The 25,135-nt window shown below is 57.6% G+C and carries 29 protein-coding genes; 15 read left to right on the top strand and 14 right to left on the bottom strand.

Annotated features, from left to right (window positions below; all coding sequences use genetic code 11):
* Positions 1-4: 4 nt before the first annotated feature.
* From BMZ40_RS12010 to BMZ40_RS12055, 11 genes are all read left to right on the top strand, one after another.
* A complete protein-coding gene (locus BMZ40_RS12010) occupies positions 5-1,426 on the top strand; it encodes a P-loop NTPase (RefSeq protein WP_092375962.1) in 1,422 nt (473 codons plus the stop codon).
* A 169-nt stretch (positions 1,427-1,595) separates the two neighbouring features.
* On the top strand, positions 1,596-2,897 hold the full coding sequence (locus BMZ40_RS12015) for a pyridoxal phosphate-dependent aminotransferase (RefSeq protein ID WP_092375965.1): 1,302 nt from the start codon (positions 1,596-1,598) through the stop codon (positions 2,895-2,897).
* Between the two features lie 4 nt (positions 2,898-2,901).
* Positions 2,902-3,531 (top strand): NUDIX hydrolase, encoded by a 630-nt coding sequence (locus BMZ40_RS12020; RefSeq protein ID WP_092375968.1) that lies wholly within the window; start codon positions 2,902-2,904, stop codon positions 3,529-3,531.
* Position 3,532: 1 nt separating this feature from the next.
* Positions 3,533-4,351, top strand: coding sequence for a glutamate racemase (murI, locus tag BMZ40_RS12025; RefSeq protein WP_092376072.1), 819 nt, complete (start codon positions 3,533-3,535; stop codon positions 4,349-4,351).
* Positions 4,351-4,809 (top strand): hypothetical protein, encoded by a 459-nt coding sequence (locus BMZ40_RS12030; RefSeq protein WP_092375971.1) that lies wholly within the window; start codon positions 4,351-4,353, stop codon positions 4,807-4,809. Before murI ends, BMZ40_RS12030 begins: the two co-directional genes overlap by 1 nt.
* Before the next feature lie 14 nt (positions 4,810-4,823).
* Entirely contained in the window at positions 4,824-5,672 is an 849-nt protein-coding gene (locus BMZ40_RS12035) for an HDOD domain-containing protein (protein ID WP_092375974.1), read from the top strand.
* Complete coding sequence (locus BMZ40_RS20105) at positions 5,672-5,869, top strand: dual CXXC motif small (seleno)protein (RefSeq protein ID WP_342707893.1); 198 nt, start codon at positions 5,672-5,674, stop codon at positions 5,867-5,869. The genes BMZ40_RS12035 and BMZ40_RS20105 overlap by 1 nt, the downstream gene beginning before the upstream one ends.
* A 77-nt stretch (positions 5,870-5,946) precedes the next feature.
* Positions 5,947-7,221, top strand: a complete 1,275-nt coding sequence (pcnB, locus tag BMZ40_RS12040; protein ID WP_092191577.1) for a polynucleotide adenylyltransferase PcnB — start codon at positions 5,947-5,949, stop codon at positions 7,219-7,221.
* Positions 7,218-9,035, top strand: a complete 1,818-nt coding sequence (gene uvrC / locus BMZ40_RS12045; protein WP_092375977.1) for an excinuclease ABC subunit UvrC — start codon at positions 7,218-7,220, stop codon at positions 9,033-9,035. The genes pcnB and uvrC overlap by 4 nt, the downstream gene beginning before the upstream one ends.
* 233 nt (positions 9,036-9,268) lie before the next feature.
* Positions 9,269-10,900: a tetrathionate reductase family octaheme c-type cytochrome gene (locus tag BMZ40_RS12050; RefSeq protein ID WP_092375980.1), complete on the top strand. Its 1,632-nt coding sequence runs from the start codon at positions 9,269-9,271 to the stop codon at positions 10,898-10,900.
* A gap of 4 nt (positions 10,901-10,904) precedes the next feature.
* Positions 10,905-11,546 carry a cytochrome b/b6 domain-containing protein gene (locus BMZ40_RS12055; protein WP_092375982.1) on the top strand — a complete coding sequence of 214 codons (642 nt, stop codon included), beginning with the start codon at positions 10,905-10,907 and terminating at the stop codon, positions 11,544-11,546.
* Positions 11,547-11,714: 168 nt separating this feature from the next.
* Here the strand turns inward: BMZ40_RS12055 and BMZ40_RS12060 are convergent, their stop codons facing one another.
* A complete protein-coding gene (locus tag BMZ40_RS12060; RefSeq protein WP_092375985.1) occupies positions 11,715-12,872 on the bottom strand; it encodes a baeRF7 domain-containing protein in 1,158 nt (385 codons plus the stop codon).
* Between the two features lie 678 nt (positions 12,873-13,550).
* Here BMZ40_RS12060 and BMZ40_RS12065 point away from each other — a divergent pair.
* A complete protein-coding gene (locus tag BMZ40_RS12065; RefSeq protein WP_092375987.1) occupies positions 13,551-13,838 on the top strand; it encodes a sll1863 family stress response protein in 288 nt (95 codons plus the stop codon).
* A gap of 47 nt (positions 13,839-13,885) precedes the next feature.
* Positions 13,886-14,350 (top strand): sll1863 family stress response protein, encoded by a 465-nt coding sequence (locus BMZ40_RS12070; protein WP_092375990.1) that lies wholly within the window; start codon positions 13,886-13,888, stop codon positions 14,348-14,350.
* Between the two features lie 223 nt (positions 14,351-14,573).
* On the opposite strand, the gene BMZ40_RS12075 is transcribed toward BMZ40_RS12070, so the two are convergent.
* From BMZ40_RS12075 to BMZ40_RS12090, 4 genes are read right to left on the bottom strand one after another with little or no spacing between them, the layout of a single operon-like run.
* The gene (locus tag BMZ40_RS12075) at positions 14,574-15,161 is read right to left on the bottom strand and encodes a hypothetical protein (RefSeq protein ID WP_092375993.1); all 588 of its coding nucleotides are present in this window, start codon (positions 15,159-15,161) and stop codon (positions 14,574-14,576) included.
* Positions 15,154-15,690 (bottom strand): YeeE/YedE thiosulfate transporter family protein, encoded by a 537-nt coding sequence (locus BMZ40_RS12080; protein ID WP_092375995.1) that lies wholly within the window; start codon positions 15,688-15,690, stop codon positions 15,154-15,156. Before BMZ40_RS12080 ends, BMZ40_RS12075 begins: the two co-directional genes overlap by 8 nt.
* Positions 15,687-16,217, bottom strand: coding sequence for a YeeE/YedE thiosulfate transporter family protein (locus tag BMZ40_RS12085; RefSeq protein ID WP_092375998.1), 531 nt, complete (start codon positions 16,215-16,217; stop codon positions 15,687-15,689). Before BMZ40_RS12085 ends, BMZ40_RS12080 begins: the two co-directional genes overlap by 4 nt.
* A 3-nt stretch (positions 16,218-16,220) precedes the next feature.
* Positions 16,221-17,348 carry a sulfurtransferase gene (locus BMZ40_RS12090; RefSeq protein ID WP_092376001.1) on the bottom strand — a complete coding sequence of 376 codons (1,128 nt, stop codon included), beginning with the start codon at positions 17,346-17,348 and terminating at the stop codon, positions 16,221-16,223.
* A gap of 384 nt (positions 17,349-17,732) precedes the next feature.
* On the opposite strand from BMZ40_RS12090, the gene BMZ40_RS19610 reads away from it, so the two are divergent.
* Positions 17,733-18,083 carry a hypothetical protein gene (locus BMZ40_RS19610; protein ID WP_092376004.1) on the top strand — a complete coding sequence of 117 codons (351 nt, stop codon included), beginning with the start codon at positions 17,733-17,735 and terminating at the stop codon, positions 18,081-18,083.
* A 9-nt stretch (positions 18,084-18,092) separates the two neighbouring features.
* On the opposite strand, the gene BMZ40_RS12100 is transcribed toward BMZ40_RS19610, so the two are convergent.
* From BMZ40_RS12100 to BMZ40_RS12115, 4 genes are read right to left on the bottom strand one after another with little or no spacing between them, the layout of a single operon-like run.
* Positions 18,093-18,590, bottom strand: a complete 498-nt coding sequence (locus tag BMZ40_RS12100) for an ECF transporter S component (RefSeq protein ID WP_092376008.1) — start codon at positions 18,588-18,590, stop codon at positions 18,093-18,095.
* Positions 18,587-19,183: a hypothetical protein gene (locus BMZ40_RS12105; protein ID WP_092376011.1), complete on the bottom strand. Its 597-nt coding sequence runs from the start codon at positions 19,181-19,183 to the stop codon at positions 18,587-18,589. Before BMZ40_RS12105 ends, BMZ40_RS12100 begins: the two co-directional genes overlap by 4 nt.
* Positions 19,171-19,689, bottom strand: coding sequence for a hypothetical protein (locus tag BMZ40_RS12110; protein WP_092376014.1), 519 nt, complete (start codon positions 19,687-19,689; stop codon positions 19,171-19,173). The genes BMZ40_RS12105 and BMZ40_RS12110 overlap by 13 nt, the downstream gene beginning before the upstream one ends.
* Positions 19,682-20,083, bottom strand: coding sequence for a hypothetical protein (locus tag BMZ40_RS12115; protein WP_092376017.1), 402 nt, complete (start codon positions 20,081-20,083; stop codon positions 19,682-19,684). The genes BMZ40_RS12110 and BMZ40_RS12115 overlap by 8 nt, the downstream gene beginning before the upstream one ends.
* A 71-nt stretch (positions 20,084-20,154) precedes the next feature.
* Here BMZ40_RS12115 and BMZ40_RS12120 point away from each other — a divergent pair, with 71 nt between their 5' ends.
* On the top strand, positions 20,155-20,571 hold the full coding sequence (locus BMZ40_RS12120) for an NUDIX hydrolase (protein WP_092376020.1): 417 nt from the start codon (positions 20,155-20,157) through the stop codon (positions 20,569-20,571).
* On the opposite strand, the gene BMZ40_RS12125 is transcribed toward BMZ40_RS12120, so the two are convergent.
* From BMZ40_RS12125 to BMZ40_RS12150, 5 genes are all read right to left on the bottom strand, one after another.
* Positions 20,568-21,134 carry a TlpA family protein disulfide reductase gene (locus BMZ40_RS12125; RefSeq protein WP_092376023.1) on the bottom strand — a complete coding sequence of 189 codons (567 nt, stop codon included), beginning with the start codon at positions 21,132-21,134 and terminating at the stop codon, positions 20,568-20,570. The genes BMZ40_RS12120 and BMZ40_RS12125 overlap by 4 nt on opposite strands.
* Positions 21,135-21,146: 12 nt before the next feature.
* The gene (locus BMZ40_RS12130) at positions 21,147-21,899 is read right to left on the bottom strand and encodes a pseudouridine synthase (RefSeq protein WP_092376075.1); all 753 of its coding nucleotides are present in this window, start codon (positions 21,897-21,899) and stop codon (positions 21,147-21,149) included.
* A gap of 98 nt (positions 21,900-21,997) precedes the next feature.
* On the bottom strand, positions 21,998-22,753 hold the full coding sequence (locus tag BMZ40_RS12135) for a copper resistance protein NlpE N-terminal domain-containing protein (RefSeq protein WP_092376026.1): 756 nt from the start codon (positions 22,751-22,753) through the stop codon (positions 21,998-22,000).
* 9 nt (positions 22,754-22,762) lie between these two features.
* The gene (locus tag BMZ40_RS12140) at positions 22,763-23,380 is read right to left on the bottom strand and encodes a carbonic anhydrase (RefSeq protein WP_092376028.1); all 618 of its coding nucleotides are present in this window, start codon (positions 23,378-23,380) and stop codon (positions 22,763-22,765) included.
* A gap of 496 nt (positions 23,381-23,876) precedes the next feature.
* Entirely contained in the window at positions 23,877-25,028 is a 1,152-nt protein-coding gene (locus tag BMZ40_RS12150) for an ABC transporter substrate-binding protein (protein WP_092376034.1), read from the bottom strand.
* Positions 25,029-25,135: the final 107 nt, after the last annotated feature.

The raw sequence follows: 25,135 nt of genomic DNA on the forward strand, positions 1-25,135 counted from the left end.
TTCAATGCAGCACTCGCCGTCAATCGCAACGTCCAGGACCCGTCACACCCGCATTCTGGCCCTGGCCAGCGGCAAGGGCGGGACGGGCAAGACCACCGTGGCCGTCAACCTGGCCCTGGCGCTCAATCGTGCCGGGTACACGGTCTGCCTGCTCGACGCGGATTTCGGCCTGTCCAACGCGGAAGTGCATCTGGGATTGCCGTCTCCTGCGAACACGCTCGAAAACGTTCTCTTCGACTCCCTGCCCCTTGAGGAATGCCTTGTCCCCGTTCGGCCCGGATTCGATCTTCTTTCCGGCAGCAACGGCGTGGCCCGCATGGCCGAGCTTGACGTGGCCAACCGCAAGCGTCTGGTCGCGGAATTTTCCGCGCTCTCCGGGTACGATTTTTTGATCCTCGACAACTCGCCGGGCATCTCCGCCCAGGTCGTGTCCCTGTGTCTGGCCACGCGTGAGATCATTCTGGTGGTCAATCCCGAGGCCAGCGCCCTGGTCGACGCCTATGCGCTCATCAAGGTATTGAAAGAAAACGGGCTGTGGTGGCCGCCGCTGATCCTGGTCAACCGCTGTGAATCGGGAGTGCAGGCCAGGCAGGTCTTCACCCGTTTTCAGGAGACGGTGGAGCAGTTTTTGGGCCTCAAGCCCCTTTTTTTGGGGGCGATCCCCCAGGATGACGCCGCCCGGAAGATTTCGGCCCTGGGCAAGCCCTTTGTGACCCTGCGCGACGATCTGCCCGCGAGTCAGGCCATCATGTCCATCGCCAAGGTCCTGGCCGAGCGCCTGAACAAGGATTGGGCCAAGAACAAGCCCTCGGAATTTTTTGAGAACGTCGTGGTGCGCATGAAGCAGCGTCCGGATTTCGGCCTGAGCCAGATCGCTGCCAACTCCAGCGCCCCCACGGACGACACCACCCAGCCCGACGTGTACATGGAGCTGGTGGCCGTGCTCGACAAGGCCTCGCGCCTCTGCGAGAAGCTGCTCGAAAACCCGGCCTATTCCTTTGTCCGGGATCGTTTCGGGCTGGTCCGTCTGGCTCTGGACAATTTTCTGCTTCCCCTCGACCGTCTGCGCAAGCCGCGCGGAACCATGAAGCCACGCATCCTGGTGCTCAGCAATCACGAACAGATGCGCACCATGTTGCGCGAAATCGTGGCGGAGGTCGGCTACGAAGGCGAGGCCTTTGCGCCCGGACACGGGGATTTTCTCAAGTTCCGGGACACCTGCAACCTGATCCTGGTCTCCTGCGATCGTCCCGAGGCCCTGATCAGGTCCTGTCTGCTCCAGATTCCTGAAGTCCCGCTTGTCCTTCTGACGGGATTTGGCAGTTCGTCCCTGGAGCGGGAATTTCGCCACCGGACTGTGGCGGTGGTGCCAAGGCCCTTTCATGTCAACGAATTGCGTGACATCCTTCAATCCGCGCTGCGTTAATTGTCGAAAAGTTCAAAACACGCAGGCCGTTTTTCATCGGCCTGTTTAGCCCCTATTTACAATCCCCGCCCCCTGGCATAAGCAAAATGCCTTTCTTTCCCAATCTTTGGGAGCAGTCATCATCCTGTGAACTCCGTCCGCGCGGATTTCGCAGCATTCGGGAATGCATATGCGCAGAGACATCGAACATGTGGGTTGGGGAAAACTGACCTACGAAATCAGGGCGATAGTGGGCGTGGCTCAGGATCTTCGCAATCTGGGCCTTGAAATTATCTGGGAAAACATCGGCGACCCCATCGAGAAGGGCGAGCAGGTGCCGGTCTGGATCAAGGAAATCATCGCCGACCTGGCCATGAAGGACAAGACCTACGGCTACTGCGCCACCCAGGGCGTGCTTGAGACCCGCGAGTTCGTGGCCAAGCTTGTCAATCAGCGGGGCAGCTATCAGGTCACGGCCGACGACATCATATTTTTCAACGGCCTCGGCGACGCCGTGGCCAAGATATTCGGCTTCCTGAAACGCGAAGCCCGGGTCATCGGACCCTCACCGGCCTATTCCACGCATTCCTCGGCCGAGGCCGCCCACTCCGGGTACGAGCACCTGACCTACGAGCTCGACCCCAGCAACGGCTGGATGCCGGATCTGGTCGATCTGGAGAACAAGGTCCGCTACAACGACTCCATCGCGGGCATTCTGTTTATCAATCCCGACAACCCGACGGGTGCGGTGTATCCATGCGAACTGATTGAGAAAATTGTGGATATCGCTCGGCGTTACAATATTTTCGTCCTGGCTGACGAGATCTATGCCAACATCGTTTACAGCGGCCATCCGACGTGCAGCCTGTCCGAGGTCATCGGCGAGGTTCCGGGCATGGCCCTGCGTGGCATCTCCAAGGAATACCCCTGGCCGGGCGGCCGTTGCGGCTGGATGGAAGTCTACAACAAAGACAAGAATCCCGATTTCAACGCCTACATCAAGAGTCTGCTCAACGCCAAGATGCTTGAAGTCTGCTCCACCAGCCTGCCCCAGCTCTCCATTCCCCCGGTCATGGGCGATCCGCGCTACAGGGCCCATCTGGATGCCCGGCGCAGGATGTTCGAGCACCGCGCGCAGGAAGCCTGGCAGACCTTTCAGGGCGTTGCCGGCGTGCGCGTCATCAAGCCTCAGGGCGCTTTTTACATGTCGGTCATGTTCGAGGACGGGGTCCTGAACGGCAGGCAGGCCCTTGAAATCGAAAATCCCAAGATAAAAGCGCACATCGAGGAGATCGTGCAGGGCGTGCAGGTGGACAAGCGCTTCGTCTACTATCTGCTTGGCGCCACCGGCATCTGCGTCGTGCCGTTGACGGGATTCTGCTGCAATCGCAAGGGTTTCCGCGTCACGCTGCTGGAAACCGACGATGCCAAGAGGCTGCGCACGTGGCGGACTATCGTCGATGCCATCACCCGTTACCTGGCCTCGGCCTGATCTCATGACCGACGATTCCAATCCGCGCTGGTTGGACTGGGCCCGGGAGATTCAATCCTTGGCCCAGACAGGGCTGGCCTTTACCAAAAGCCATTACGATCAGCTGAGTTTCGGCCGCCTGTCGGACATCGCGGCCGAAATTCTGTCGGAACATTCGCAGCTTGAAGCTTCAGCGGTCAAACGCGCCTTCTCCCTGGAGCCCGGGTATGCCACTCCCAAGGTCGACGTGCGCGCGGCGGTGATCCGTGACGGGCGCATCCTGCTTGTGCAGGAAAGCGCGGATGGCAGGTGGGCCATGCCCGGAGGATGGGCCGATGTGGGCGATCGTCCTTCACAGACGGCCGAGCGAGAGACCCTCGAAGAGAGCGGATTCGTGGTGCGGGCCACGAAACTTGTCGCCGCGTTCGACGCCAACCGGGGCAAGAAGGCGAGCATGTTTTTTCACGCCGTGAAGCTGATCTTTCTCTGTGAGCTTCTCGGGGGCGAGGCCAGGGGCAGCATGGAAACCCTTGAGGTCGATTTCTTCGAATTCGACAATCTGCCGCCCCTGTCCGAACAACGCACCAACCAACGCCATCTCGAGGAGATCCGCGCCCACCTGCGTGATCCCCTGCGGCTGGCCGCTTTTGATTGATATGTACGAATCCGATTGCACATTGCCCATAGGCGTTTTCGATTCCGGTATCGGAGGCCTGACCGTTTTGCGGGCCCTGACCGAGGCCCTGCCACGAGAGAGTTTTCTCTACCTGGGCGACACGGCGCGCCTGCCTTACGGCACCAAGAGCGCCAAGTCCGTGATTCGCTACGTGCTGCAGACCACGGCCCTCTTGAAGGCCCGGGGCGTCAAGCTGCTGGTCATCGCCTGCAATACGGCCACGGGCGTGTCCCTGGAGGCATTGCAGGAAGCGTATCCGGAGCTCCCGGTCGTCGGTGTCATCCGCCCCGGCGCGGAAGCGGCCTGCCGATCGAGCCGAAACGGCAGGATCGGTGTCATCGGCACGGAGAGCACCATCAACGCCCGTGGCTATGATCGTGAAATCCTGCGCATCCGCCCCGATGCGAAGGTTTTTGCCCAGCCCTGTCCGCTTTTTGTGCCGCTGGCCGAAGAGGGATGGTGCGAAGGCCAGATCGCAAGCCTCGTGGCCGAGCGTTACCTTGGCACCATGGTCAGGGACACGGGTATTGACACGCTGGTTCTGGGCTGTACTCATTTCCCTGTTCTGGCCGATGCAATCCAGAGCGTGGTGGGAGACAACGTGCGCCTGGTCGACTCCGCCCGGACCACGGCGGAATTCGTGCAGGAGATGCTTGAGAGACGGGACATCTGTTCCACCACCAAGGAACGCAGCCTGACTTTTCTGGCCACGGACGGGGCCAGACGCTTCGCCAGGGTCGGCGGGGTGTTCATGCACCATCCTCTAAACCCGGCAGACGTTGAGATCGTGGATCTCTGATGTGCGCCCTGCTGGCAGTGGACGCCGGAGTGCGTACGGGTTTGGCTCTTCTGGACCGTGAAGGGCGCCTGCAGTGGTGCCGCTCGCACAATCTGGGTTCCACGGCGAGGCTCAAAAAAGCCGCCGCCCGCGTGCTTTTTGAATTGCCCCAATTGCAGTTTCTGGTAGTGGAAGGGGGCGGGCAGACGGCAGGGATCTGGGAGCACGCGGCGACCAAAAGAAACCTGCCCTGCCGGATCGTCCAGGCGCAGGATTGGCGGGAGCAGTTTCTGCTTCCCCGGCAACGTGTCAGCGGACAAAAGGCAAAGGCGGCGGCCTGCGCGCTGGTGAGCACGATTTTACGCCGCGAAGGCTGGTCTTCGCCGACAACTCCAGGTCACGATGCCGCAGAAGCCGCGCTCGTCGGACTGTGGGCTGCGGTTCAACTCGGGTGGCGGGCAATGCCCGCGCTCAAATAATTCAGACGGACAACATGGACAAACTCAGTTTTGATCTTCCCGGGATCAGCCCGGTAGGTCTTGACCTTATTTCACTGCTGAACAAGCCGCAGACCACGGTCAAACAGATCGCGGGCCAGGCCAAGCTTGACCCGGTCATTTTCGGCAATATCATCGCCTGCGCAAACTCGCCCGTGTATCACGATGCCAACAATTCCGTCGACATCCTGACCTCACTGGTCCGGCTGGGACACCGGGAGATCAAGCGTATCGTGTACCAGGTCGTGCTCAGATCGGCTTTTTTCCATGAATCCGCGGAGCTCAACGCCATTCTGCATCGGATCTGGCAGCAGAGCCTGACCGCCAACGTGTTCATGCAGAAATTCGTATCCTCCGTTCCAGGAGCCTATGCCCTCGATGCCGAGGGGCTGGAATGCCTGGAATGTCTCGGGCTCATCCACAACATCGGGTATGTGGTGCTGCTGGTCAATTTTCAGGATCGCTTCCTTGAGTTTTTCAGTCGCGACGCCGAACTGGAGCTGCCCGTTTTTTTCGAGAAAGAGCGTGACTGGTTTGACGGTTTCGACCATTTTTCGGCCGGGCACGCAGTGCTTGAAGCCTGGGGCTTTCCGCAATCCATCCGCGAGGTCGTCGCCGAGTACGCTCTCCCGAACGAGGCGTTCAGTGGCCGGTATCCCGAGCTGCACAGCCTGCTTCGTTTGTCCAGGCACGTGATCATGATGACGGAATCCAATTTCCATCCCAGGAAGCCCGCTGATTTTTGGTTGAACGGAACGGAACTGCCAGCGACGGAAGTCGATTACGAGCAGATCATCGAAGACGTGCGCCAGTGTGTCCAGAGCATCGAGGGGGCACTGACATGATGCCCGGTCAGAATGAATTCAGGACACGGCTGCGTTGCAGAAATTGCCACGGCACGCTGCAGGTCCGCCGCACTTGACGGGCCGTGGAATTGCGCTGCAGGTCTTGCGGCGCCACCTTTGGATTGCAGGAGTTCGGAACCAATCTTGACGATCTCCTGGAAGAGTATCTGTCCAATTTTCCCTGCGACAGGGTCTAGGCCCTTCATCCGTAACGAACCGGCTCCCGCGCAGGGGCCGGGAACAACATTTTGCGCACAGGATTTTTTTAAACCACATGACTTCAGTTATCATTCCCCGATCAGAACATTCCGTTTCCCGCCAAAACATCCATCCCGATGCGCTCAAGGTCATGTACCGTCTGGTGCGCAAGGGTTTTACCGCCTATCTGGTGGGCGGCGGGGTCCGCGACCTGCTGCTGGGACGCACGCCCAAGGATTTTGACGTCAGCACCAACGCAACGCCGAGCCAGATCAAGAAGATCTTCCAGAACTGCTTTCTGATCGGGCGGCGCTTTCGACTGGCCCACATCCGGTTCGACGATCACGTCATCGAGACCTCGACCTTCCGGCGTTGTCCGGATCAGGAAGAGGAGAACGGCGATGAAGATTTGTACATGTTTCGCGACAATTGCTACGGCACGCCCGAAGAGGACGCCCTGCGCCGCGATTTCACCATTAACGGCCTGTTCTACGAGGTCGAGCGTTTCTCCATCATCGACCACGTCGGGGGCCTAAGCGACATCGAGAACCGGCTCATCCGCTGCATCGGCGATCCCAATATCCGCTTCCGGGAAGATCCGGTACGCATGATCCGGGCCGTGCGCTTTGCCGCGCGCCTTGATTTCCACATCGAGCCCGCGACCTACAACGCCATCATGCGCCACCATGAGGAGATCCTCAAAGCCTCGCCGCCCCGGGTCTTCGAGGAATTGCAGAAGCTCTTTGCCTACGGAGCCGGAGAGAAGGCCTTTCGCCTGCTCTACAAGACCGGCCTTCTGCACAACCTGTTGCCCGAGATCGCGGATTTTCTCGATCACGACCACGGTCAGGACTCCTCGCTCTGGGCCTGGCTGGAACACATGGACAGCCGTATCCGGACTGTGGGCAAGGTCGAGCCGGTGCTGGTCTTCGCGGCCCTTTTCTCCGCCCCGGTGCAGCGCATCATGGCCAGATACGCGGCCGAGGGCGAGCGGGTGATTCATGGCGCGCTGCTGGAGGATCTTTTGCAGCCCATCTGCACGCGCATGAGCATGCCCAAATGGATGTGCGCGCGCATGATCCAGATCATGGCCAACCAGACCCGTTTCGAGCCCGACAAGCGCAAGCGCTTTTCCAAGCGCGGATTCGTGGCTCATGAGTGTTTCCCCGAAACCCTGGCCCTTTATCAGCTTGGCCTGCTGGTATCCGGTGCGGATCTTGGACCGGCGGAAATGTGGAGCAGCCTGCGCAGCGAAATGGAAGCCGAAAATCCCCAGGCCTTGCGCACGGATCCCCGGGGTCAGCAGGGCCGTCCGCCGCGCAAGCGACCGCCGCGCAGACGCCGCAGATGATCTCCCGCGAAATCCTGCCGACCTTTCCCACCTGCCCGGGCGTGTATCTGATGAAGAACGCCGCGGGCAGAATCGTTTATGTGGGCAAGGCCAAGCACCTGCGTCGCCGCCTGGCCTCCTATTTTCAGCCCGAGCACCGTCTGCCGCCCAAGGTGCGGATCATGATGCCGAAAGTCGAGAGCATCGATTTTTTGTGCACGGCCACGGAAAAGGAGGCGTTGCTGCTTGAGGCGAGCCTGATTAAGAAGCACCGTCCCAAATACAACATCGTTCTGCGCGACGACAAGGATTACGTCCTTTTCTGCCTGTCCCGGAATCATCCGTTTCCAGCCCTGCGTTTGACCCGCAAGGTGCTGCGCGACGGGTCCGTGTTTTTCGGTCCGTTCACTTCGGCCCTTGGCGCGCGTGAGACCAAGCGGGTCATCGATCGCCTTTTTCCGCTGCGCAAATGTCGGGACACGGTCTTTGCCAATCGCACCCGGCCCTGCCTGCAGTACCACATTGGGCGTTGTCTTGGGCCGTGCTGCCTGCCTGTTTCCGAAGAGGACTACCGGCAGGTCGTGCGCAGGGTCGAACTTTTCCTGTCCGGAAAGTCCGATGAGCTGATGGCCGGTCTGCACGCCCAGATGATGCGCCTGTCCGACGCCCTTGATTTCGAGGGCGCGGCCCGACTGCGCGACAGCATCCGCGCCCTACGCGAAACCGTGGAACGCCAGGCGGCGGTGCTCTCCGACGGGCGTGATCTGGACGTCATCGGCGTGCACGGCAACGAAAACGGCGCGGGGTTGGCCATTGTCTTCGTGCGCCAGGGCCGCATCATCGACGGCCAGAGCTTCTGGTTTGCGGACACGTCGGTGGAGACGCCGGAAGATCAGACCCGCCTGACGGATTCGTTTGTCATGCAGTACTACACCCCGGAGCGCTTCATTCCGGCCCGTATCATCACCGCCTTTGGCAGCCAGGACCCGGCCCTGGAAGACGCCCTGGCCGACATGCGTGGAGGCAAGGTCGGTCTGGCCAAGGCGCGCGGGGACCAGGAACGGCGGCTCATCGACATTGCCACGGCCAACGCCAAGGCCCAGGCGATCCGGCAACGACGCACCACGACGACCCCGGCCGAGCTGGCCCGCGCCCTGGGCATGGAAGGGGAGGTGGAACGGATCGAATGCGTGGATGCCTCGCACATCCAGGGCGAGGGCATGCGCGTGGGCATGGTCGTCTTTGTTGACGGCCGCGAGGAGAAGAGCGCCTACCGCACGTACTCCTTTCCGGAACTGGAAGGCACCGCCGATGACTATCTGGCCCTGGCCTCGTTTGTCGCCCGTCGTCTCAAGTCCGGCCCGCCCTGGCCGGACCTGCTTCTGATCGATGGGGGCAAGGGCCAGCTTGCCAGCGTGGAGAGGGCCCTGACCGAAAACGGGACGGTGGACATTCCCCTGGCCGCCATCGCCAAGGGCGAGAGCCGCCGGGCCGGGGAGCTGGGTGACGTCATATTCCGCCCGGGTCGCAAGAATCCCTTGGCCATTCGCCCCGGAAGCCCGGAGATGCTGCTTTTGCAGCACGTCCGCGACACCGCCCATCGTTATATCATCTCCCGCCTGCGCCGACACAAGCGCGCCGCGCAGCTCTCCTCGGAACTTGACAAGCTCCCGGGAGTCGGTCCCAAAACCGCCCGCCTGCTGTGGGAGCATTTCGACTCGGCCCTTGCCATGACCAAGGCCGGGGTCGAAGAGCTGGCTGCCTTGCCCGGCCTTGGTCCCAAGAAGGCCGAGGCGTTGCATGCCGCTCTGAAGTCTCTGATCAAAACGGACTAGAATTCTCTTTTTCTTTCCTAAACCGCCCGTCACGTCTGCATCCATCTCCTTCGCTTTGCATTCTTTTCACAATATCTATCTGCCTGGCGTACTTTATGGCATATTTCAGACTTTATAAGTCCGATTTATTTTCCACAATGAATCATGTGGTTGCCTGGAATGTATTTTATGGTACAGAATTGTCAGAAATGGATTTCTTGTTGGATTAGCACTTCAGACTTCATGGAGGGACTATGAATCAGACGTTATGGAAGGCAGTCCTTTGCGGCGCACTTGCCGTTTGTCTCTGGCCCCTGGGAGCTTTCGCCCAGTTGGCAAGCGACGACAGCGAAGCGCCGGGCCGGGCGCTGGCACGGCAGACCGTCAAGAATGACGCCCAGAAATGGATCACCACCGATCACTCCCAGCTTCCCATCCTGAAGCAGGAATTCACACGTCCCGAGGATGTGACCAAGGCCTGCCTGACCTGTCACAACCAGGCCGCCATGCAGCTGCACAAAACCATCCACTGGACCTGGAAGGACCCGGCCGATCCCAGCGGAGACACGGGCAAGGGCGGCATTTCGGTCAACAATTTCTGCATCAGCGTGGGTTCCAACGAGCCGCGCTGCACCTCCTGCCACATCGGTTACGGATGGAAAGACAAGAACTTCGATTTCAGCAAGGCCGAACTGGTGGACTGTCTTGTCTGCCACGAACAGACCGGCACCTATAAGAAATTTCCGACCAAGGCCGGATATCCCGTCACCAACGCGACCATGTTCGACGGCAAGACGGAGTTCCTGCCTCCGAATTACAATGCGGTGGCGCAGTCTGTGGGCCGTCCGGGTCGCGACAATTGCGGCACCTGCCATTTTTACGGGGGCGGCGGTGACGCGGTAAAGCACGGCGATCTGGACTCGTCCATGGCCATGCCCAACAAGCAGCTCGATGTGCACATGGGCACGGACGGGCAGAACTTTGACTGTAGCCGCTGTCATACCACCGATGCACACAACATCGCCGGCCGCATCTATGCCACTCCGGCCTCCACGGAACGCAAGAGCCTCCTGGAGGACGACCTGATGCCCAAGATCATGTGCGAATCCTGTCACGGCACCCAGCCGCACAAGACGAACCAGAAGGCCAACGATCACACCGACAAGGTCTCCTGTCAGGCGTGCCACATCCCGACGTATGCCCGCATCAACGCGACCAAGATGCATTGGGACTGGTCCGTGGCCGGTGACAAGAAACGCGAAGTGAAGAAGGACGAGTTCGGCAAGCCCGATTATGATCCCAAGAAGGGCTCCTTCATATGGGGTAAGAATATGGTCCCGCGTTACGAATGGTTCAACGGCTCCATCCGGGGCACCACGGCCCGGGATGTCATCGATCCGTCATCCACGGTGCGCGTCTCCTGGCCCATCGGCGACATAAGCGACCCCAACTCGCGCATTTTCCCTTTCAAGGTGCACACGGGCAAGACTCCTTACGACAAGGTCAACAAGACCATGGTCATTCCCAAGCTCTTCGGGCCCAAGGGATCGGGCGCATACTGGGCCGACTTCGACTGGAACAAGGCCATCGCGGTCGGACAGGAATACAACGAGCTTCCCTACAGCGGCGAATACGATTTCGTGGATACGGAATACGTCTTCCCCATTACTCACATGGTGGCGCCCAAGGAGCAGGCCGTGGCCTGCGTGGAATGTCATTCCAAGGGCGGCCGGCTTGACCACCTCGAAGGCTTTTACATGCCTGGCCGCGATTCGGTGCAACTGCTGAACATGGGCGGCTGGGCCCTGGTCGCGGCATCGGCCCTGGGTGTCGCCCTGCACGGTCTGGGGCGTTTCTTGAGCAGCGTCGGACGTCGCAAGGAGTAATGACATGAGCACAAAAAAGAAAATCTATCTGTACACGCGGTTCGAGCGATTCTGGCACTGGGTGCAGTCCCTGCTCATCTTCCTGCTCCTTTTGACCGGCTTCGAGGTCCACGGCAGCTTCAGCCTCTTCGGTTTCCAGAAAGCGGTCGAATACCATAACTTCCTGGGCCTGACCTGGGTCATCCTGTTCATCTTCATCGTTTTCTGGGTCGTGACCACGGGTGAATGGCGGCAGTACATCCCGACCACCAAGAAGCTCTTCGAGGTTATCGGCTACTACTCCTCGGGCATCTTCAAAGGACATCCCCATCCGGTCAAAAAGTCCAAGGAGGCCAAGCACAATCCGCTGCAACGCCTGACTTACCTGGGGCTCACCGCGATCCTTTTGACCCTTCAGATGGGCACGGGACTGCTGTATTATCTGTACAACGACTGGGCCATCTGGAACTGGACCTTCCTGGATCTGCGTCTGCTGGCGCTCATTCATCTGGCATGCGCTTTCGCAATCCTGGCCTTCATCATCATCCACGTCTACATGACTACCACCGGCCACACCCTGACCAGCCATATTTCAGCCATGTTCAGCGGCTGGGAAGAAGTGGAAGAGGGCGAGGTGGCGGACTGGGAAGTGCACGAAAAACGTTAAAGTTCTCCCTCCAAACGCAAAACCGCGGTCTGCCTGATGGCGGCCGCGGTTTTGCACTTTTTTGTTTTTGAAGATTCTTATGACAGGTTTTCAAAACGGTTGCCGACAATTCCCACGCAAGGGGCATAAATGCCACTGCGCCACGGCAACGAGCGGATGGCGCCGATTTTAATACCGCAAAATCGCGGCCAGTAACTCTGGCATGGGCATTTCATTCCGTGGCAGCGCATATATCACCGCCCCCTTGGTCAATGCCTGGACCGCCGCGAGATCAAGCAGGTCTCCGTCGTCGCCGGTCTGGGAGTCGTGAATCTCTGCCAGTTCCGACTGTGGGTCATATGAGCCCCACACCTGGACGCCTACAGCCACAAACAAGACTTCGATCCGTCCTTGATGGGCGTAAGCCAGGGTCCGGGACAAATCCGTGCATGTCTTCCCGCTACCTTCCAGCTGGCGAAAACGCGCGACAGCCTCGTCCCGACTCTTTTTGAAGAACGGCTCGACCAACACCCAAGCCTGGGCGTGCAATTCTTCGGACTTCAACTTGTCTGCATTGCCCGAAATTCCTGATTCAATCAGATTTTCAAGGGTGTTTGCTTCCCTGTAAATGGAAAACAGGGAGTCAACTCCGGCCAGCACGAGAGGGGCGCGCACGTCTACAACAAGCTCTTTTACCCTGTCATCGATCATGCGAAACCAGCGCGACATCCTGATTTTTGTCTCGTTGCCAGCGTCCTGGCCATGAAAAACCGCTGACCGTGCGTCGGAGCCGGTTCCTGAAGGAGTGCCCGTATGGAACTGCAATTGCTTGTCAGTTGCGCCGTCCGGGATGGTTTCTTCGAGGTTTTGCGGCAGGTCGCCGAGGTCGACGTCATCGATGCTATGTTGCGTGCACTCCAGGAGACGGACGTTGTTCCGGCTGAGCGTCAGCACATAAAAAACACCGTCTGCGGCCTGTATGGGCAAGAGTGGTTTGACATGAAATCGTTTGGAAACAACCGTCAGCTCTTCAAAAGTCAACGGCAGCCTGAAAAAGCGAAATTTCTCGGCTGAAAAAAACATGGCCAAGCCATCGCTTTGGTGATCCCAAAATGATCGATCCTGAATCAGGGCTTCCGGTTCCGCGAGCATCTTCCGTCTTTCCGCATTTTCGACCCCATTTTCGGCGAGTATCTTTTCTGCTTTTCGCAAAAGATTTTTGAAACGGATCGAGTTCTGTTCTGTTTCTCTCCCGGCTCGAAATGTCGGCAAGAAAAGAGAAACACACCAGCTTGAATTTTCATTCAAAAATAAACTCTGCAAATCATCGTGCAGTATTCTATCCATGAGTACCTCGCTCAAGTTTGTAGTTTATATCTCGATAAAAATAAATATATCCACTCAAATACCATCTCAAGAATACTCTTTTCAATCAGCCGAATATGTCAAATATATTAAAACTAATGTCAGAATACACGTCATTATTTGTTTTGGCAACGTTCGTTTGTTAAATTTGCTTCAATCAATCGAATATTTCCGGCGAAGGCCCGGACAGCCTTGCCATAATGCGGAGCTTAGTCATCCTCGCTATCCTGTCCCTAGCCACGGGCAGCATGATGATCTCAGTCTCGCGGAGCCTTGAAAAAAATCAAAAACAAGAGAGCGGTGTAGAATAATACGATATTCAGAAAGAGTTTCTCGACAATGCGCTGGTAGCTTTGCAAGACGGATTAAATTGTGTTATCCGCTAATTATGCCTTAACTTTATTGACGAATTTCGAATTCACATGTCTCGAGCAGAATCGCCCCCATCTTCCTCCAGAAAATCATTTCATCGTCAATTGCATATGATTGAATCAGATATGATGCCAAATGCGATCGTAATCTGTTGTCATCAAATGAGTTTTTAATTTTTAATTGATATGATATAGACTAATGTTATTTATAAGAATTTTTCAGAGCGTGTCCGTAGATTTATGCATTAACGGAGTCATCATCGGTCGCTCAAAACCAAGGAGGAAAGACATGAGTATGAAAGAAGCCTATGTGAAGAAGCTGCAGAGCAAGATGGACGAGTGGAATGCTGAAATCGACAAGCTCAAAGCCAAGGCTGATTCTGCAGATGCCGATGTTCAGTTGGAATATTATAAAAAAATTGAAGAGCTGCGGAAGATGCAGAATGATGCAAATCAAAAGCTTGATGAACTAAAAGAAGCCAGCGATGGCGCCTGGGAAGATCTCAAGGCTGGCGTTGACAACGCATGGGATTCTCTCAGTAGTTCCTTCAAGTCGGCTGCATCACATTTTCGTTGATAATGATGAAACCGAACAAATCTCAAACCATAGCCAGGAGACAAGTTATGCGAAAAAACACATTAATTATCACTATGATCGCAGTGTTGATGCTCTGTTTTATCCCGACTTCACAAGCGAAAGCCGGTAATGACACGGTCACATCCCAGGATGTCAAAGCGGAAACGAAGGAAATGATCAATACCCTTCAGCAATACACCGTCGATCAGCGCGATCAGGCAATGAAAAAGGCCGAACAGGCAATGGATACTATTGATGCGCGGATTGACGAACTGGAAAGCCGTGTTGACAACAACTGGGACAAGATGACCCAGGCGGCCCGCGAGGAAGCCAGGGCTAATCTGAAGGCTTTGCGCCAGCAGAGAAACGAGCTGTCCGAATGGTATGGAAGTTTCAAGAACAGTTCTGCAGATGCTTGGGAACAGATGAAAAATGGATTTTCAGACGCCTATCAGGCGCTGAGCGATTCTTGGGAAAAAGCCAAAAGCGAATATGATGCAGAGAAGAAGTAATCCATCTTGAGGTATTTTGCCTAAAATACCAGTTGAATAATGTGAGTACAATCGGCCCGGAAATGCGCCGATTGTACTCTTTTTGGTATTTGTCATGAATATACAAATGGGAAAATGCATTGGTATTGATTGTTGACGCCTTTCATACCACCCAGATTGACCAAAAACTTCTGGCGAACGGGAGCGTGGCTTGGGGGCAAGATTTCAGTTGCCGGAGCATGGCTCAAGGGCCTTTGTCAAATTCGATGATGCGCGGAAAATTCTGCGCATCTCCCGGTTTTGCCTGGTGGAGCAGGGGGCTGTCCTCGCTGAGTCGGCCTCCCATGTTGTAACTGAACGCCGTAACGGGCTCGTGCCGCAGCCAGTAGCCGCTATAGACGGCACCGCTTTGATCGTAGGCGGAGTGGAAGTGCAGGTACTCCTCCTGCGGGGTGGGCCTTTGCTGCACCCAAGCCGGCGGGGCGTCGGCAAAAAAGAGGGGTGTAATCCGCTGCTCGCTGCGCGGTAGCTGGCGAACTCTCTCCAGGGTGGAGAGCACCGCCTCGCCTCTGTAGAGCAGGGTGCCATCCGGCAATTGGTCGGTATAGAATTGCCCCTCGTTGTAACAGACAAACGTCAGTCTGGTGACGTCATCCCCCTGCTGCGGCTTGAAGTAATAGCCGATGAAAGGACCGAACGACAGGCTCTGTCCCTGGTGGATGAATTCCAGCTGCGCATAGTATCCGCGCGGTGGTGTCAGACCCGCAGCCAGAATCTGGCTGGATACAGACAGCATCAGCAGGAGGCAGGCGCTTATCGTGAAGTTACGCATCCTGATGTCTCCACAGCCGTCCGATCAGCCAGACACCGACGCCGAAAAGGACGATCAGGAAGCCGAGGGCTGCTGCCGGGTGCCCAAACCAGTCTGTGAGTGTCAGCTGGCCCTTGTTGGTCGGCATGTAGAGGATCGGAATGAGGCTTTCGTGCAGGTGGGCAAAGGCAGCGGCGCCGGCCAGTCCACCGAGAAGGGTGAAGATGGCATCCATGCGGCCTTCACCCGCGGCTGCCCAGCAGGTGCCGGGGCAGTACCCGGAGATTCCCCAGCCGATACCGAAGATGACGCCCCCAAGGCCGGTGCCTACCAGACTGATCGGCAAGACGCGGGTGACGGCGCCACCTGCTGCATCGAGGAAAAACAGGCCGGTGGCGGAAAAGATTACCACCAAGAGCATGAACTGGGGGATGTACGGTTCCTGCATCAGGTGCGCCAGCGCCATCTTCTGGGGATTCGTCGCCCCAACGCGCTGAATGACAAAGCCGAACGCCGTGCCGGCGAAGAGTCCGAGCCATATGTCCATCATGATGAGGTCCTCCTGCGTTTGTAGAGCAGTCGTGCGGTCAACATGGCGACGGCGAAGATGACAACGCCGAAATAGAGGCCGCTGAGGGAGAGCTGGGTCGCCCCGGAAAGAAACAGCCCAAGGGTACAGCCGCCCGCCAGGCGTGCCCCGAAAAGGATCAGGAAGCCGCCGAGAAAGGCGCTGCCGAAACGCTTGAATCGTCCGGCCCCGAAGCGTTCCCGCCAGATTTGCGGTACGTCTTCGATTTCACGGCTGAAGGTGCGACCGCCGATAAAGCCGCCGAGCGCCATGCCCAGAACAAAGACCATCAGCCACGACCCGGGCCCCGGCATCATCCGGTAATGCGCCTTGCCGGCGGCATATTCAGGCGCGAACTGCATAAAAAATCCTTTGAGGGTGGTTACAAATCCGCTGGAGGAAGCAGGCGGGCCGAAGCTGGCGAAGATGAACAGCATGATTCCGGCCAGGGCAATGGCGCTTGGCAGGATAGGCCAGTAAGGAGCGTTGCTCTGTTTCGTGGGTTCCATGGCTTAACCTCCACAGGAAATATATTTTTTGCCGCCGGTGGAGTCGGCAGAAGCGTCGGGAGTAACCTCTTGCGAAGTCTGTCCGGTCGCAGCCCCGGGCTCCGTCTTTCGGCCTGCTGATTCTGACGGATTCCTTTTGCCGGGCGTTGGCAATGCCTGTCCGGACATCTGCCGGGGATTGGTTTCCGTCGGATAGTAGCGCTCCGGCCGTCCCCAGCCATACCAGGAATTGTCGTACAACTGCACGTCTTCAAAGCCCATCAGGCGCAGTATGAAGTAACTGAAAGAGCCGCGACGACCGGAATGGCAGTAGACGATCACCGCTTTGTCCGGATCAAGACCGCGGTAGAGCTCGGCCAGTTCGGCGTAGCTTTTGATCGCCTTGCCTTGCTTGTCGACCCAGTTGCTTTCGTAGTTGATATTGTAGGCTCCGGGAATATGCCCGGCTTTCAGCGGTGTCCCGTCGAGTCCGGTATTGAGGGCTTTGCCCAGGTATTCTTCTTCGGAGCGAACGTCGATCAGTTGGTAGTAGGGATCGCCAAGGCGCGGGGAAATGAAGGCCTCGTCGGTGATTTTTCGCGTGTCTATCTCTTTGGCCGGAGCCTGGTAGAGGAGTGGTTCGCGCTGCGCTGGACTGTTGACGACCTCGCCGCCTGCGTCCAGCCAGCCATCGATGCCCCGTTCGAGGATGGCCATTTTCTTGTGGCCGAGAAGGTCCAGAATCCAGAACAGATATGATGCTGTGGCCCCGCCATCTCGGGCCGCCGCGTCATACAGCACGAGCTGGTCGTTACGGAAGATTCCATGCTGCCCGAGGATTTTCTGTGCCTCCGCAGTGCCAATAAAGGTGCCGCCGATATTGGTCGCCGAATAATCCTGGCGGAACAATGACCAGGGCAAACGGATCGCCCCAGGTATCATCTTGCCATCGAAATGCTCGTCGTTGCGGACGTCGATAATCACCACCGGTTCGCCCTGGATGCGTTGCCGCAACTGGTCTGCGGTGATCAGGTACGAGCTGCTTGGATAGGCGGGCGCCTTGGTGGTCTCCACTGCGGCAAATGCCCAGCTCACGCCGAGCAGCAACACTACGGCGATCAGCAGGTATCGGACTGAGTGGGGTTTCTGCATGACATCCTCCTTGGAGTCAGAAGGTTTTTTTTCGCATGACAGGCAGGCAGAGCTAAATCAAATTTCAATTAAAAATATTGCCTTGCCCATATGTCGCGATGAGTTTTAATTTTATCATTGCATATGCTCATCGAAAAGGCAAACTATCGAAGGAATAGGCTCATTAAATCGATATATCATCCGTATTGGCTGAAATTTTTTTGATTATTTATTATTATCTAGTATATGTTTAAGTAGATAGAATAATTCTTATATCCTCCAATGTCTGGTCTTGCGATATCTTCAAAAAATTATAAGTAAATATTTGATCATTTTTGTCGAATATGCGCAGGCTTCAGGCTGCTGTGATCGAAATCAATCATCAAATTATCAGCCGGATCGACCATGACCACCACCGGCCACACCCTGATCATCCATATTTCAGCCATGTTCAGCGGCTGGGAAGAAGTGGAAGAGGGCGAGATGGCGGACTGGGAGAAGCACGAAAACGATAGAATTCTCCCTCGAAACGCAAAATCGCGGTCTGCTTGGTGGCAGCCGCGATTTTGTACGTATTTATCAATGGGCGGGGCAAATTTGTGTACGAGAACGTATCCCGACCGCCTTGCCTGTATGGCCGGAAATGGGCAGAAAATTCAACAAAGAAATTCACTTCAGGATCAGGCCGATATAGAGAGTTTGTTGAGCGACCTGTACGAATTCAACAGGAAATTGAAGCTCTACAAACTGCGCTAGTCTGAAAAATCAGATCATTCCCGTCTTCTTGAGCGCCGTGGCCGCGAACACGCCGCCCACCGCGCCGCCCACGGCCTGGATCACGTTGGGCAAAATCTCCGCCACCGCGCCCTGCAGGCCGATGTTGGGCATCAGCGTCTCTCCGATGAAATAGGCTCCGACCATGGCCAGTCCGCCAAGCCCGAGCATGATGTAGCGGGCGGTTCCCGTCCTGCTTGCGGCCACCGCCGCCAGCGCTCCTTCCGCGCCCTTGGCGACAAGGGTCAGTGGGGCGAAGACCGCGAATCCGCCCAGGATGTCGGCCAAGGCCGAACCGATGCCGCAGGCGGCCAGCGCCCAGATCACGCCCTGTCTCGGGTTCATGAAGCCAAGGACCAGTCCGCCGAAGACCACGGCCACATCGCCCACGTTGAAATACCCCCGGCTTGGCAGCGGGATGCGCACGAAGAGGGTGGTCAGACAGGTCAGGGCCACGATGGACAGGGCGGCGATCTTGATATTTTTCATTTCTCTTTCCTCAGGTATCTGGTGCGGTGGTCAAACAGGGCCTGGGTCTTTTCGGCCTGGTCGTAAATGCTGATGTAGGCGGCCACGATGACTGCGCAAAGTCGCTGGAACCTGCTCCAGCGGCGGCCGTCGAAGTGCGGGGTCAGGTCCATGAAAAAACGGTAGCGGTGCAAGAGGGGAGTACATTTTTCCATCACGGCCTTCAAGACGATGGCGTTGCGCCGCCCTCCCGCGCCAAGCGGGAGATGGACGAGGTCGCGAAAGGTGATGGCCTCAAGGCCGATCTTCACCGCCAGGAAGGAGTTGGGAAAGACCACGGCTTTTATGAGTGAATCATGAATCCAGTCGTTGCGGCCAAGCAGTTCGGCCCATTGAAAAATCGCGCCGAAAAGGATCAGGGACAGTACGAACGGCAGAATGAACCACACGGCCTGCATGGTTCCCTTAAGGCCATTCCTCCAGACGCTGACAGCCAGGAAGGCAAGCAGCAGCCCAGCCTGCAAATCCACCTGCTCATATCCGGCGCCGAAGACGAAAAAGCGGAAATAGGCCCCGAGCAGGCCGAAGATGGCGAGCAGTTTCAACGTGGCCATAGCTGCGTGATCCTCAGGTTGACGTCCGTACCCTGCTGCCTGTCAAAATGCAGTTCGAAGCCGTGGGAAAATTCGGCGCATCTCTCGCGACGCGGCAGATGCGAGACCTGCACGACCCAGTTGAATCCGGGCAGGTTCAGGGCCTGCATTTGTTCATCGCTGACGTATTTATCGAATTCATCGAGGATGATGAGCTCCCGGCATCCGCTGGTCCTGACCCAGGCCACGGCCATGTCCGCCAGGGTTTCGGGGACGTCGTGCCCCAGCAGAGCCAGCGTGGTGCGAATGGTGTTTTGCTGCAGGTCCATGTCCTGGGCCAGGTAGAGCAGACTGTGCTTTTTGCGCAGCCCCGGGATGAGGACATGTTCCACAAAGGTGCTCTTGCCCGCGCCGTTGTCGCCGCTCAGATACAGGCAGCTGTGCCTCGGCACTGCAAGCGGGCGGTCCAGGATGAAACTGAGCCCCGCGTGCGGGACGGGATATGTCTGGGCGGCAAGTTCAAGCATGATTGACCACGGGTTTGGGTCCTTCTTCGGTCAGGAAAAATATCGAGGCGTCCGGAATAAGGGCGGCAAACCTGTCCAGAAGCAGTTCTCGGTTGCGTTGGGACAGGGTCTCAAGCACATGGACCAGCAGGATGGAGAGCCTTTCTTTTGGCAGCAGGTGCATGAGCAGCAGACAGCAGATGATGCTCTGCTCGCCCCCCGAATAGGACGAAAGCCTGCGGCCGCGCTCCAGTTGCAAACCAAAAAGCGAACACTCCCGGGCGATGTCGGAAAACAGTCCGTCGTCCGCTCCCAGGAGCAGGATTTCATCCTCCAGCGTGGTGCCCACAAAGAGATTGTGCGTGTCGATGACACAATGGTCACGGCCATATTCCGCAAGGGTAGCGAAGCTCATGGGTGCTCCCGTTGGCAGGCGGGCCTTGTTTTGCTTGACTGGGGCGGGCGGTGGTGCAAAAGAGTTGTCCCATGATAAAATACAGTATCGAATGCTGGCTCTACAACGATCTGGAAGACCGGTTCCTGCTGCTGCGCTGCCCCGTGACTCATCGCCACGACGAATACTGGCAACCCGTGACCGGGGGCCGTGGCCCCGACGAGCCCTGCACCGAGGCCTGCCTGCGTGAAGTCCTGGAGGAGACGGGCGTTACGCTGAGCGAGGAGCAGCTTGAAGTCGTCATTCCGGAATTTTCTTTTTGCATCCCCGACGCGCGCATCGAGTTGCGCAAGCCCATCTATCTGGCTCGCGTCAGGATCGAACAGGTGGTCCTCTCCGCAGAACACATCGGTTATTACTGGTTTGACGCGCGGGATGTCGATGCCAATCTGCACTGGGATTCCAACCGGGAATCGTTTCGTCAGGTTCTGGTCCACACCCGTTCCTAATTGCCCTTCGCTTTCGACAGGGCCTCCAGATACGTGACGATCTCCGGTGCATCCCACTGGGCGATGCCCGTATGACCGAATACCACCCGGCCTGTGCGGTCGAAGATGTATGTCGTCGGCAATCCTTCGGGATCAAGCTCCGGCGGCACGGGCGAGGTGAAGACGTAGAGGGGCATGGTCAGGGATTTTGCCAGTGGGTCCCGGCGTACTTCCTCAAGGGTTTCCTTGCTGATGCAGAGCACTTGAACCCGGTCATTGTCCTGAAATTTCTTCCACAAATTCTCCAGAAAAGGCATCTCCGCCCGGCACGGCGGGCACCAGGTGGCCCACAGATTGATGACCACGACCTTGTCGCGCAAGTCCTCAAGGGCAAAGCTTTTCCCCTCAAGATCGGAAAAAGTCCCGCGCAGGTCGCCAAGAAGGGTCATGCGCGGCAGGGCTGGGGCCTCATCGGCCGAGTTGACGCCACTCACCAGCAGCATGGCCGCTCCGGCCTCCAGCAGCAGCAACAGCAGGACCGAGCACAAAAATCCGGCAATGGGTTTGCTTGCGATGCTTTTCATGCGTCTCCGGGGTCAGCCAAGACCAAGGCTTGATTTGAGGGTCTGGATTTCGGCGTCGGTCAGGGCGCGCCATTTTCCGGGTTCAAGGCTCCCCAAGTGCAACGGTCCAAGTTCGACGCGGCGCAGGCGCAGGATGGTCAGCCCCAGATCGCGGCACATGCGACGGATCTGGCGGTTCACTCCCTGGCGCAGGGTCATGCGCATGAGCGTCGCCCCATTGGCGTCCAGGGTCGTCTCGACCTCCACCGGAGCCAGCCGTTCCCCTTCCTGCAGGCGCATGCCCTGGCGCATGATGTTCAGGGATTTTTCCGTCACCGCCTCGCGCACCAGCACCTCGTATTTCTTGGCGTGCTCGTAGCTGGGGTGTGTCAGGCGCAGGGTGACCTCGCCGTCATTGGTCAGGAGCAGCAGGCCCTCGGACATGTAATCGAGGCGTCCCACGGGAAAGAGCCGCTGCGTGCGAAGCTCTTCGGGCAGCAGATCGACGACGGTCTTGCGACCCTGGGGATCGTTGACCGTGGTCACGGTGTGCACGGGCTTGTGCAGCATGATGTAGGAGCAGGATGCGTCCTGCTTGGCCATGACCACAGCTCCGTCAAGGAGCACCGTGTCCTGGCCGGGGATGACCCTGGTTCCGGGTTCGCGCTGGATGAGTCCATTCACGCAGACTCGTCCACTCTGGATCAGGGCGTCGGCTCCACGGCGGGAGGCCAAGCCGGCATCGGCAATGTATTTGTTCAAACGAACGGGGCTGTTTTCTGGCATGGGCGAACAAATAGGAAGATCGTGGGCACAGGGCAAGCAAAAAGGCGCGTCGGCGCTAAAAACCAGGGGCTCCATGCGGAGCCCGTGTATCCGATGTGTCAGGGAACAGCCACGAATCTGGCCAAAGGCGCCATGCGGGCCTTGTGCAGGGCCAGAGTTTTTCCATCGCAAGCGAAATTGTCCGTCATGGCCAGCATCTCGAAGAACTCCTGCTCCATATCCATGTCCGGACAAGCCATCATGGTGCTGGCCAAGTTCGTGAAGCGGATACGGTTGCCGGCCTTCAGTTCATAGGGGCCGCTGATGCTGTTGCAACCGCCGAAGCCCGAGATGCGCCCCTCCTTGGAATGAAGGTGGATGAACGGAAAACGTTCACTCTCCGTCACGGGTTTTCCAAAAAGTTCCACCAATCTCCAGCGGGTGTCCAGAATGCACTTGCCCGTCAGGTCCAAAGTGGTGGCGGTCTGTTTGCGCAGCAGGTAGTTTTCGGCCAGGTCGCCGGTGATGACCTGGCCGGTCATGTCGAGATGGAACAGGACGTTTTCGCCGACCTTGTAGGAGGAGGACTTGTCGTCGTCCAGAATGATGGCGGCTCCGTCGGGGCTCCAGGAAAAAACGCCCTTTTGTTCAAAGGTCCCGTCCTTTTTGTCCAGGTAACGGGTCACGAGAACATAGGTCTGATCCGGGTTCAAGGTCATGGTGGTGTGGATGCCGGGGCAATCGGCGCAGGGCAGGGTGCCAACGTATATTCCGGCCCAATCCAGTGAATCGCGGCTGGAATGGACACCGTGCGCATGCATGCAGCCGAGCAGCGCCGTGCAGGCGAAAATTGTCATCAGGATCAGTTTTTTCATTGTCTTTTCCTATTGTTTCGGAGGCAACGCGGTCGCAATGCCTTCCTCTTCCTGCTTGTCCGGGCCGCGTGTGATGCACAGGTCGTGGATCAGGCCGTTCGAAATGGAATAGATCCAACCATGCAGATAAAGGTTGCGGCCGCGTTGCCACGCCTTGCGCACGATGCTGTTCAAGGCCAGATTGCGGATTTGCAGTTTGACGTTGAGTTCGCACATGTCGTCGAGGTTCGGCCGCCCCTTGCGTTCCATCAGGTCATGCACGTTCTCCAGCCAATGGGCCAAAAGGCCCGGGGTCTGGTCTTTCATGACCGCCTCGATACCGCCGCAGCCGTAATGGCCGCAGACAATGATGTGCTTCACCTTGAGTACGTCGATGGCGTACTGCAGGACGCACATCAGGTTTATGTCGGTATTTATGACCTGGTTGGAGATGTTACGGTGCACGAAGACCTCGCCGGGCATGACGCCGATGAGCTGGTCGGCGGGCACCCGGCTGTCGGAACAGCCTATCCACAGAAATTTGGGCCTGTGCTGGTTCTCCAGCTTGCGGAAGAAGCCGGGAATGTTCTTTTCGACGTTCTGGGCCCATATCTTGTTGTTATCGAGCAGTTTGCTGATTTCTTTCATTTTTCGTCCTGTCGAAGGGTTTGGGTGTCACATGTAACTATCCATTTAGGGTCAGACGCGCAACGCTTCGTCTCGGGGCTGAAATGCGTGGCCGTGACCCTACCCATGCGCATCGCATCCGCCATTGGCGAGGATGCGACGGAGTATTCGAGCATCTGGTATTATTGTCAGGCCGAAAAAAAGCCTCCCCTGGAAAGAGGAGGCTTCAAGTGCCTGCGGGAGGCCATGCCGATGGTAGACTGTCATTTGAAGTCAAAAAGGCATGGATTCCCGCCTTCGCGGGAATGACGCTGATGCGAGGCGCGCCAGCTGTGCATCATACCGCGAAACAGGGTCCATCAGGATCAGCGTGGCCCCTGCCTTTTGTGAAACCTTGAAACGGCTGTTCACGTTTCGCACGTTGACCGCGAAACAACAATGTCATCCCCGCGAAGGCGGGGATCCACGCCTTTCAACCGCGCCTTCTCTTCGGCAGGATGCCTTCAGCCCATCCGCATCAGTCCGCCAGGACGAATTTGCCGTCCCTGACCTGGACCATGACCATGGAGTCCACGTCCAGGCCGTTGTGATCCTCGGGGGTCAGGTTGTAGACTCCCGAGATGCCGACGTAATTCTGCGTGCTTTCGATGGCCGCGCGCAGGGCCTCGGGTTCGGTGCCGGCCTTCTCGATGCCCTTGGCGATGAGCATGATGGCGTCCCATGCGTAGCCCGAATGGGTGTTGATGGGGAACTGCTTGTCGTACCCCTTCTCGATGTACAGCTTTACGAATTCCTGGATACCGGCCTTCTGCGAATCCGTGTCCGGCAGCTCGTCCACGACCATGAGCTTGGTGGCGGGCATGCGGTTGCCTTCGCTCGCCGGACCGGCCAGCTCGATGTACTTGGGATCAGGCAGGCCGTGACACTGGAAGAGGGGTAGGTCGATGCCGAGCTGGGCCACGTTCTTGGCGCTGATGGCGCCGGCCGGACCGGTGGTCCAGACCACGAGGGCCAGGGGGCCTGCGTTCTTGGCCTTGGTCAGCTGGGCGGTCATGTCGGTGTCGCGGGCGCCGAAGGATTCTTTGATGAGGATCTCGATGCCGAATTCCGGGGCAAGTTGTTCCATCCAGCGCATGCCGTCCTTTCCGAAGCCGTCATCGGCCGAGAGCAGGGCGATCTTGGTCAGGCCCTTGTCTTTGAGATAGGTGAAGAGGCGCTCAACCGCGATCTTGGAGCGTTGGGGCGATTTGAAGACCCAGTCGAAGGGGCCGAACTTGCCGCCCATGATGACCGGATCACCGCCGACGGTCATGACGATGGGGATCTTGGCGGAGTGTACGATTTTCTTCACGTTCATGCCCGTGTCGGTCAGGGTCGGTCCGATCAGGGCCACGACCTTGTCCTTGTAGATGAACTTGGTGGCGATATTGGCGGATTTGGCCGGATCTCCCTCGGTGTCGGCGATGATCAGCTCGATCATTTTGCCGTTTATCCCGCCTTCGGCGTTGATCTTGTCGACGAGCATCTCGGCGACCAGCTTGCTGGGAGTGCCGATGAAGGACGCCCGGCCCGACAGGTCGAAAAATGCGCCCAGCTTGATGGTGTCCTCGGCCAGGGCCGGGGAAGCCAGCAGCATGAGACAGCTCAGGAAACCGAAAATCTTGCGCATGTCATTTTCTCCTCTTCAGATTGATTGAGGCCGTGATGGCCCGGTCTTGAATGACTGACGAAAATTCAAATCCGCAGGCCGCTTAAAAAATAGTGAGATGCAAGGAA

Source organism: Desulfomicrobium apsheronum, assembly GCF_900114115.1.
Lineage (GTDB): Bacteria > Desulfobacterota > Desulfovibrionia > Desulfovibrionales > Desulfomicrobiaceae > Desulfomicrobium > Desulfomicrobium apsheronum.

Coding starts and splice junctions, on each gene's coding strand:
- BMZ40_RS12130 (WP_092376075.1), bottom strand. CDS start 21,899: ATGCCAGAAAACAGCCCCGTTCGTTTGAACAAATACATTGCCGATGCC.
- BMZ40_RS12125 (WP_092376023.1), bottom strand. CDS start 21,134: ATGAAAAGCATCGCAAGCAAACCCATTGCCGGATTTTTGTGCTCGGTC.
- BMZ40_RS12080 (WP_092375995.1), bottom strand. CDS start 15,690: ATGATGGACATATGGCTCGGACTCTTCGCCGGCACGGCGTTCGGCTTT.
- BMZ40_RS12120 (WP_092376020.1), top strand. CDS start 20,155: ATGATAAAATACAGTATCGAATGCTGGCTCTACAACGATCTGGAAGAC.
- BMZ40_RS12115 (WP_092376017.1), bottom strand. CDS start 20,083: ATGAGCTTCGCTACCCTTGCGGAATATGGCCGTGACCATTGTGTCATC.
- pcnB (WP_092191577.1), top strand. CDS start 5,947: ATGACTTCAGTTATCATTCCCCGATCAGAACATTCCGTTTCCCGCCAA.
- uvrC (WP_092375977.1), top strand. CDS start 7,218: ATGATCTCCCGCGAAATCCTGCCGACCTTTCCCACCTGCCCGGGCGTG.
- BMZ40_RS12035 (WP_092375974.1), top strand. CDS start 4,824: ATGGACAAACTCAGTTTTGATCTTCCCGGGATCAGCCCGGTAGGTCTT.
- BMZ40_RS12150 (WP_092376034.1), bottom strand. CDS start 25,028: ATGCGCAAGATTTTCGGTTTCCTGAGCTGTCTCATGCTGCTGGCTTCC.
- BMZ40_RS12070 (WP_092375990.1), top strand. CDS start 13,886: ATGCGAAAAAACACATTAATTATCACTATGATCGCAGTGTTGATGCTC.
- BMZ40_RS19610 (WP_092376004.1), top strand. CDS start 17,733: ATGACCACCACCGGCCACACCCTGATCATCCATATTTCAGCCATGTTC.
- BMZ40_RS12030 (WP_092375971.1), top strand. CDS start 4,351: ATGTGCGCCCTGCTGGCAGTGGACGCCGGAGTGCGTACGGGTTTGGCT.
- BMZ40_RS12105 (WP_092376011.1), bottom strand. CDS start 19,183: ATGGCCACGTTGAAACTGCTCGCCATCTTCGGCCTGCTCGGGGCCTAT.
- BMZ40_RS12015 (WP_092375965.1), top strand. CDS start 1,596: ATGCGCAGAGACATCGAACATGTGGGTTGGGGAAAACTGACCTACGAA.
- murI (WP_092376072.1), top strand. CDS start 3,533: ATGTACGAATCCGATTGCACATTGCCCATAGGCGTTTTCGATTCCGGT.
- BMZ40_RS12090 (WP_092376001.1), bottom strand. CDS start 17,348: ATGCAGAAACCCCACTCAGTCCGATACCTGCTGATCGCCGTAGTGTTG.
- BMZ40_RS12110 (WP_092376014.1), bottom strand. CDS start 19,689: ATGCTTGAACTTGCCGCCCAGACATATCCCGTCCCGCACGCGGGGCTC.
- BMZ40_RS12010 (WP_092375962.1), top strand. CDS start 5: ATGCAGCACTCGCCGTCAATCGCAACGTCCAGGACCCGTCACACCCGC.
- BMZ40_RS12065 (WP_092375987.1), top strand. CDS start 13,551: ATGAGTATGAAAGAAGCCTATGTGAAGAAGCTGCAGAGCAAGATGGAC.
- BMZ40_RS12140 (WP_092376028.1), bottom strand. CDS start 23,380: ATGAAAGAAATCAGCAAACTGCTCGATAACAACAAGATATGGGCCCAG.
- BMZ40_RS12060 (WP_092375985.1), bottom strand. CDS start 12,872: ATGGATAGAATACTGCACGATGATTTGCAGAGTTTATTTTTGAATGAA.
- BMZ40_RS12100 (WP_092376008.1), bottom strand. CDS start 18,590: ATGAAAAATATCAAGATCGCCGCCCTGTCCATCGTGGCCCTGACCTGT.
- BMZ40_RS12075 (WP_092375993.1), bottom strand. CDS start 15,161: ATGCGTAACTTCACGATAAGCGCCTGCCTCCTGCTGATGCTGTCTGTA.
- BMZ40_RS12055 (WP_092375982.1), top strand. CDS start 10,905: ATGAGCACAAAAAAGAAAATCTATCTGTACACGCGGTTCGAGCGATTC.
- BMZ40_RS12050 (WP_092375980.1), top strand. CDS start 9,269: ATGAATCAGACGTTATGGAAGGCAGTCCTTTGCGGCGCACTTGCCGTT.
- BMZ40_RS12085 (WP_092375998.1), bottom strand. CDS start 16,217: ATGGAACCCACGAAACAGAGCAACGCTCCTTACTGGCCTATCCTGCCA.
- BMZ40_RS12135 (WP_092376026.1), bottom strand. CDS start 22,753: ATGAAAAAACTGATCCTGATGACAATTTTCGCCTGCACGGCGCTGCTC.
- BMZ40_RS12020 (WP_092375968.1), top strand. CDS start 2,902: ATGACCGACGATTCCAATCCGCGCTGGTTGGACTGGGCCCGGGAGATT.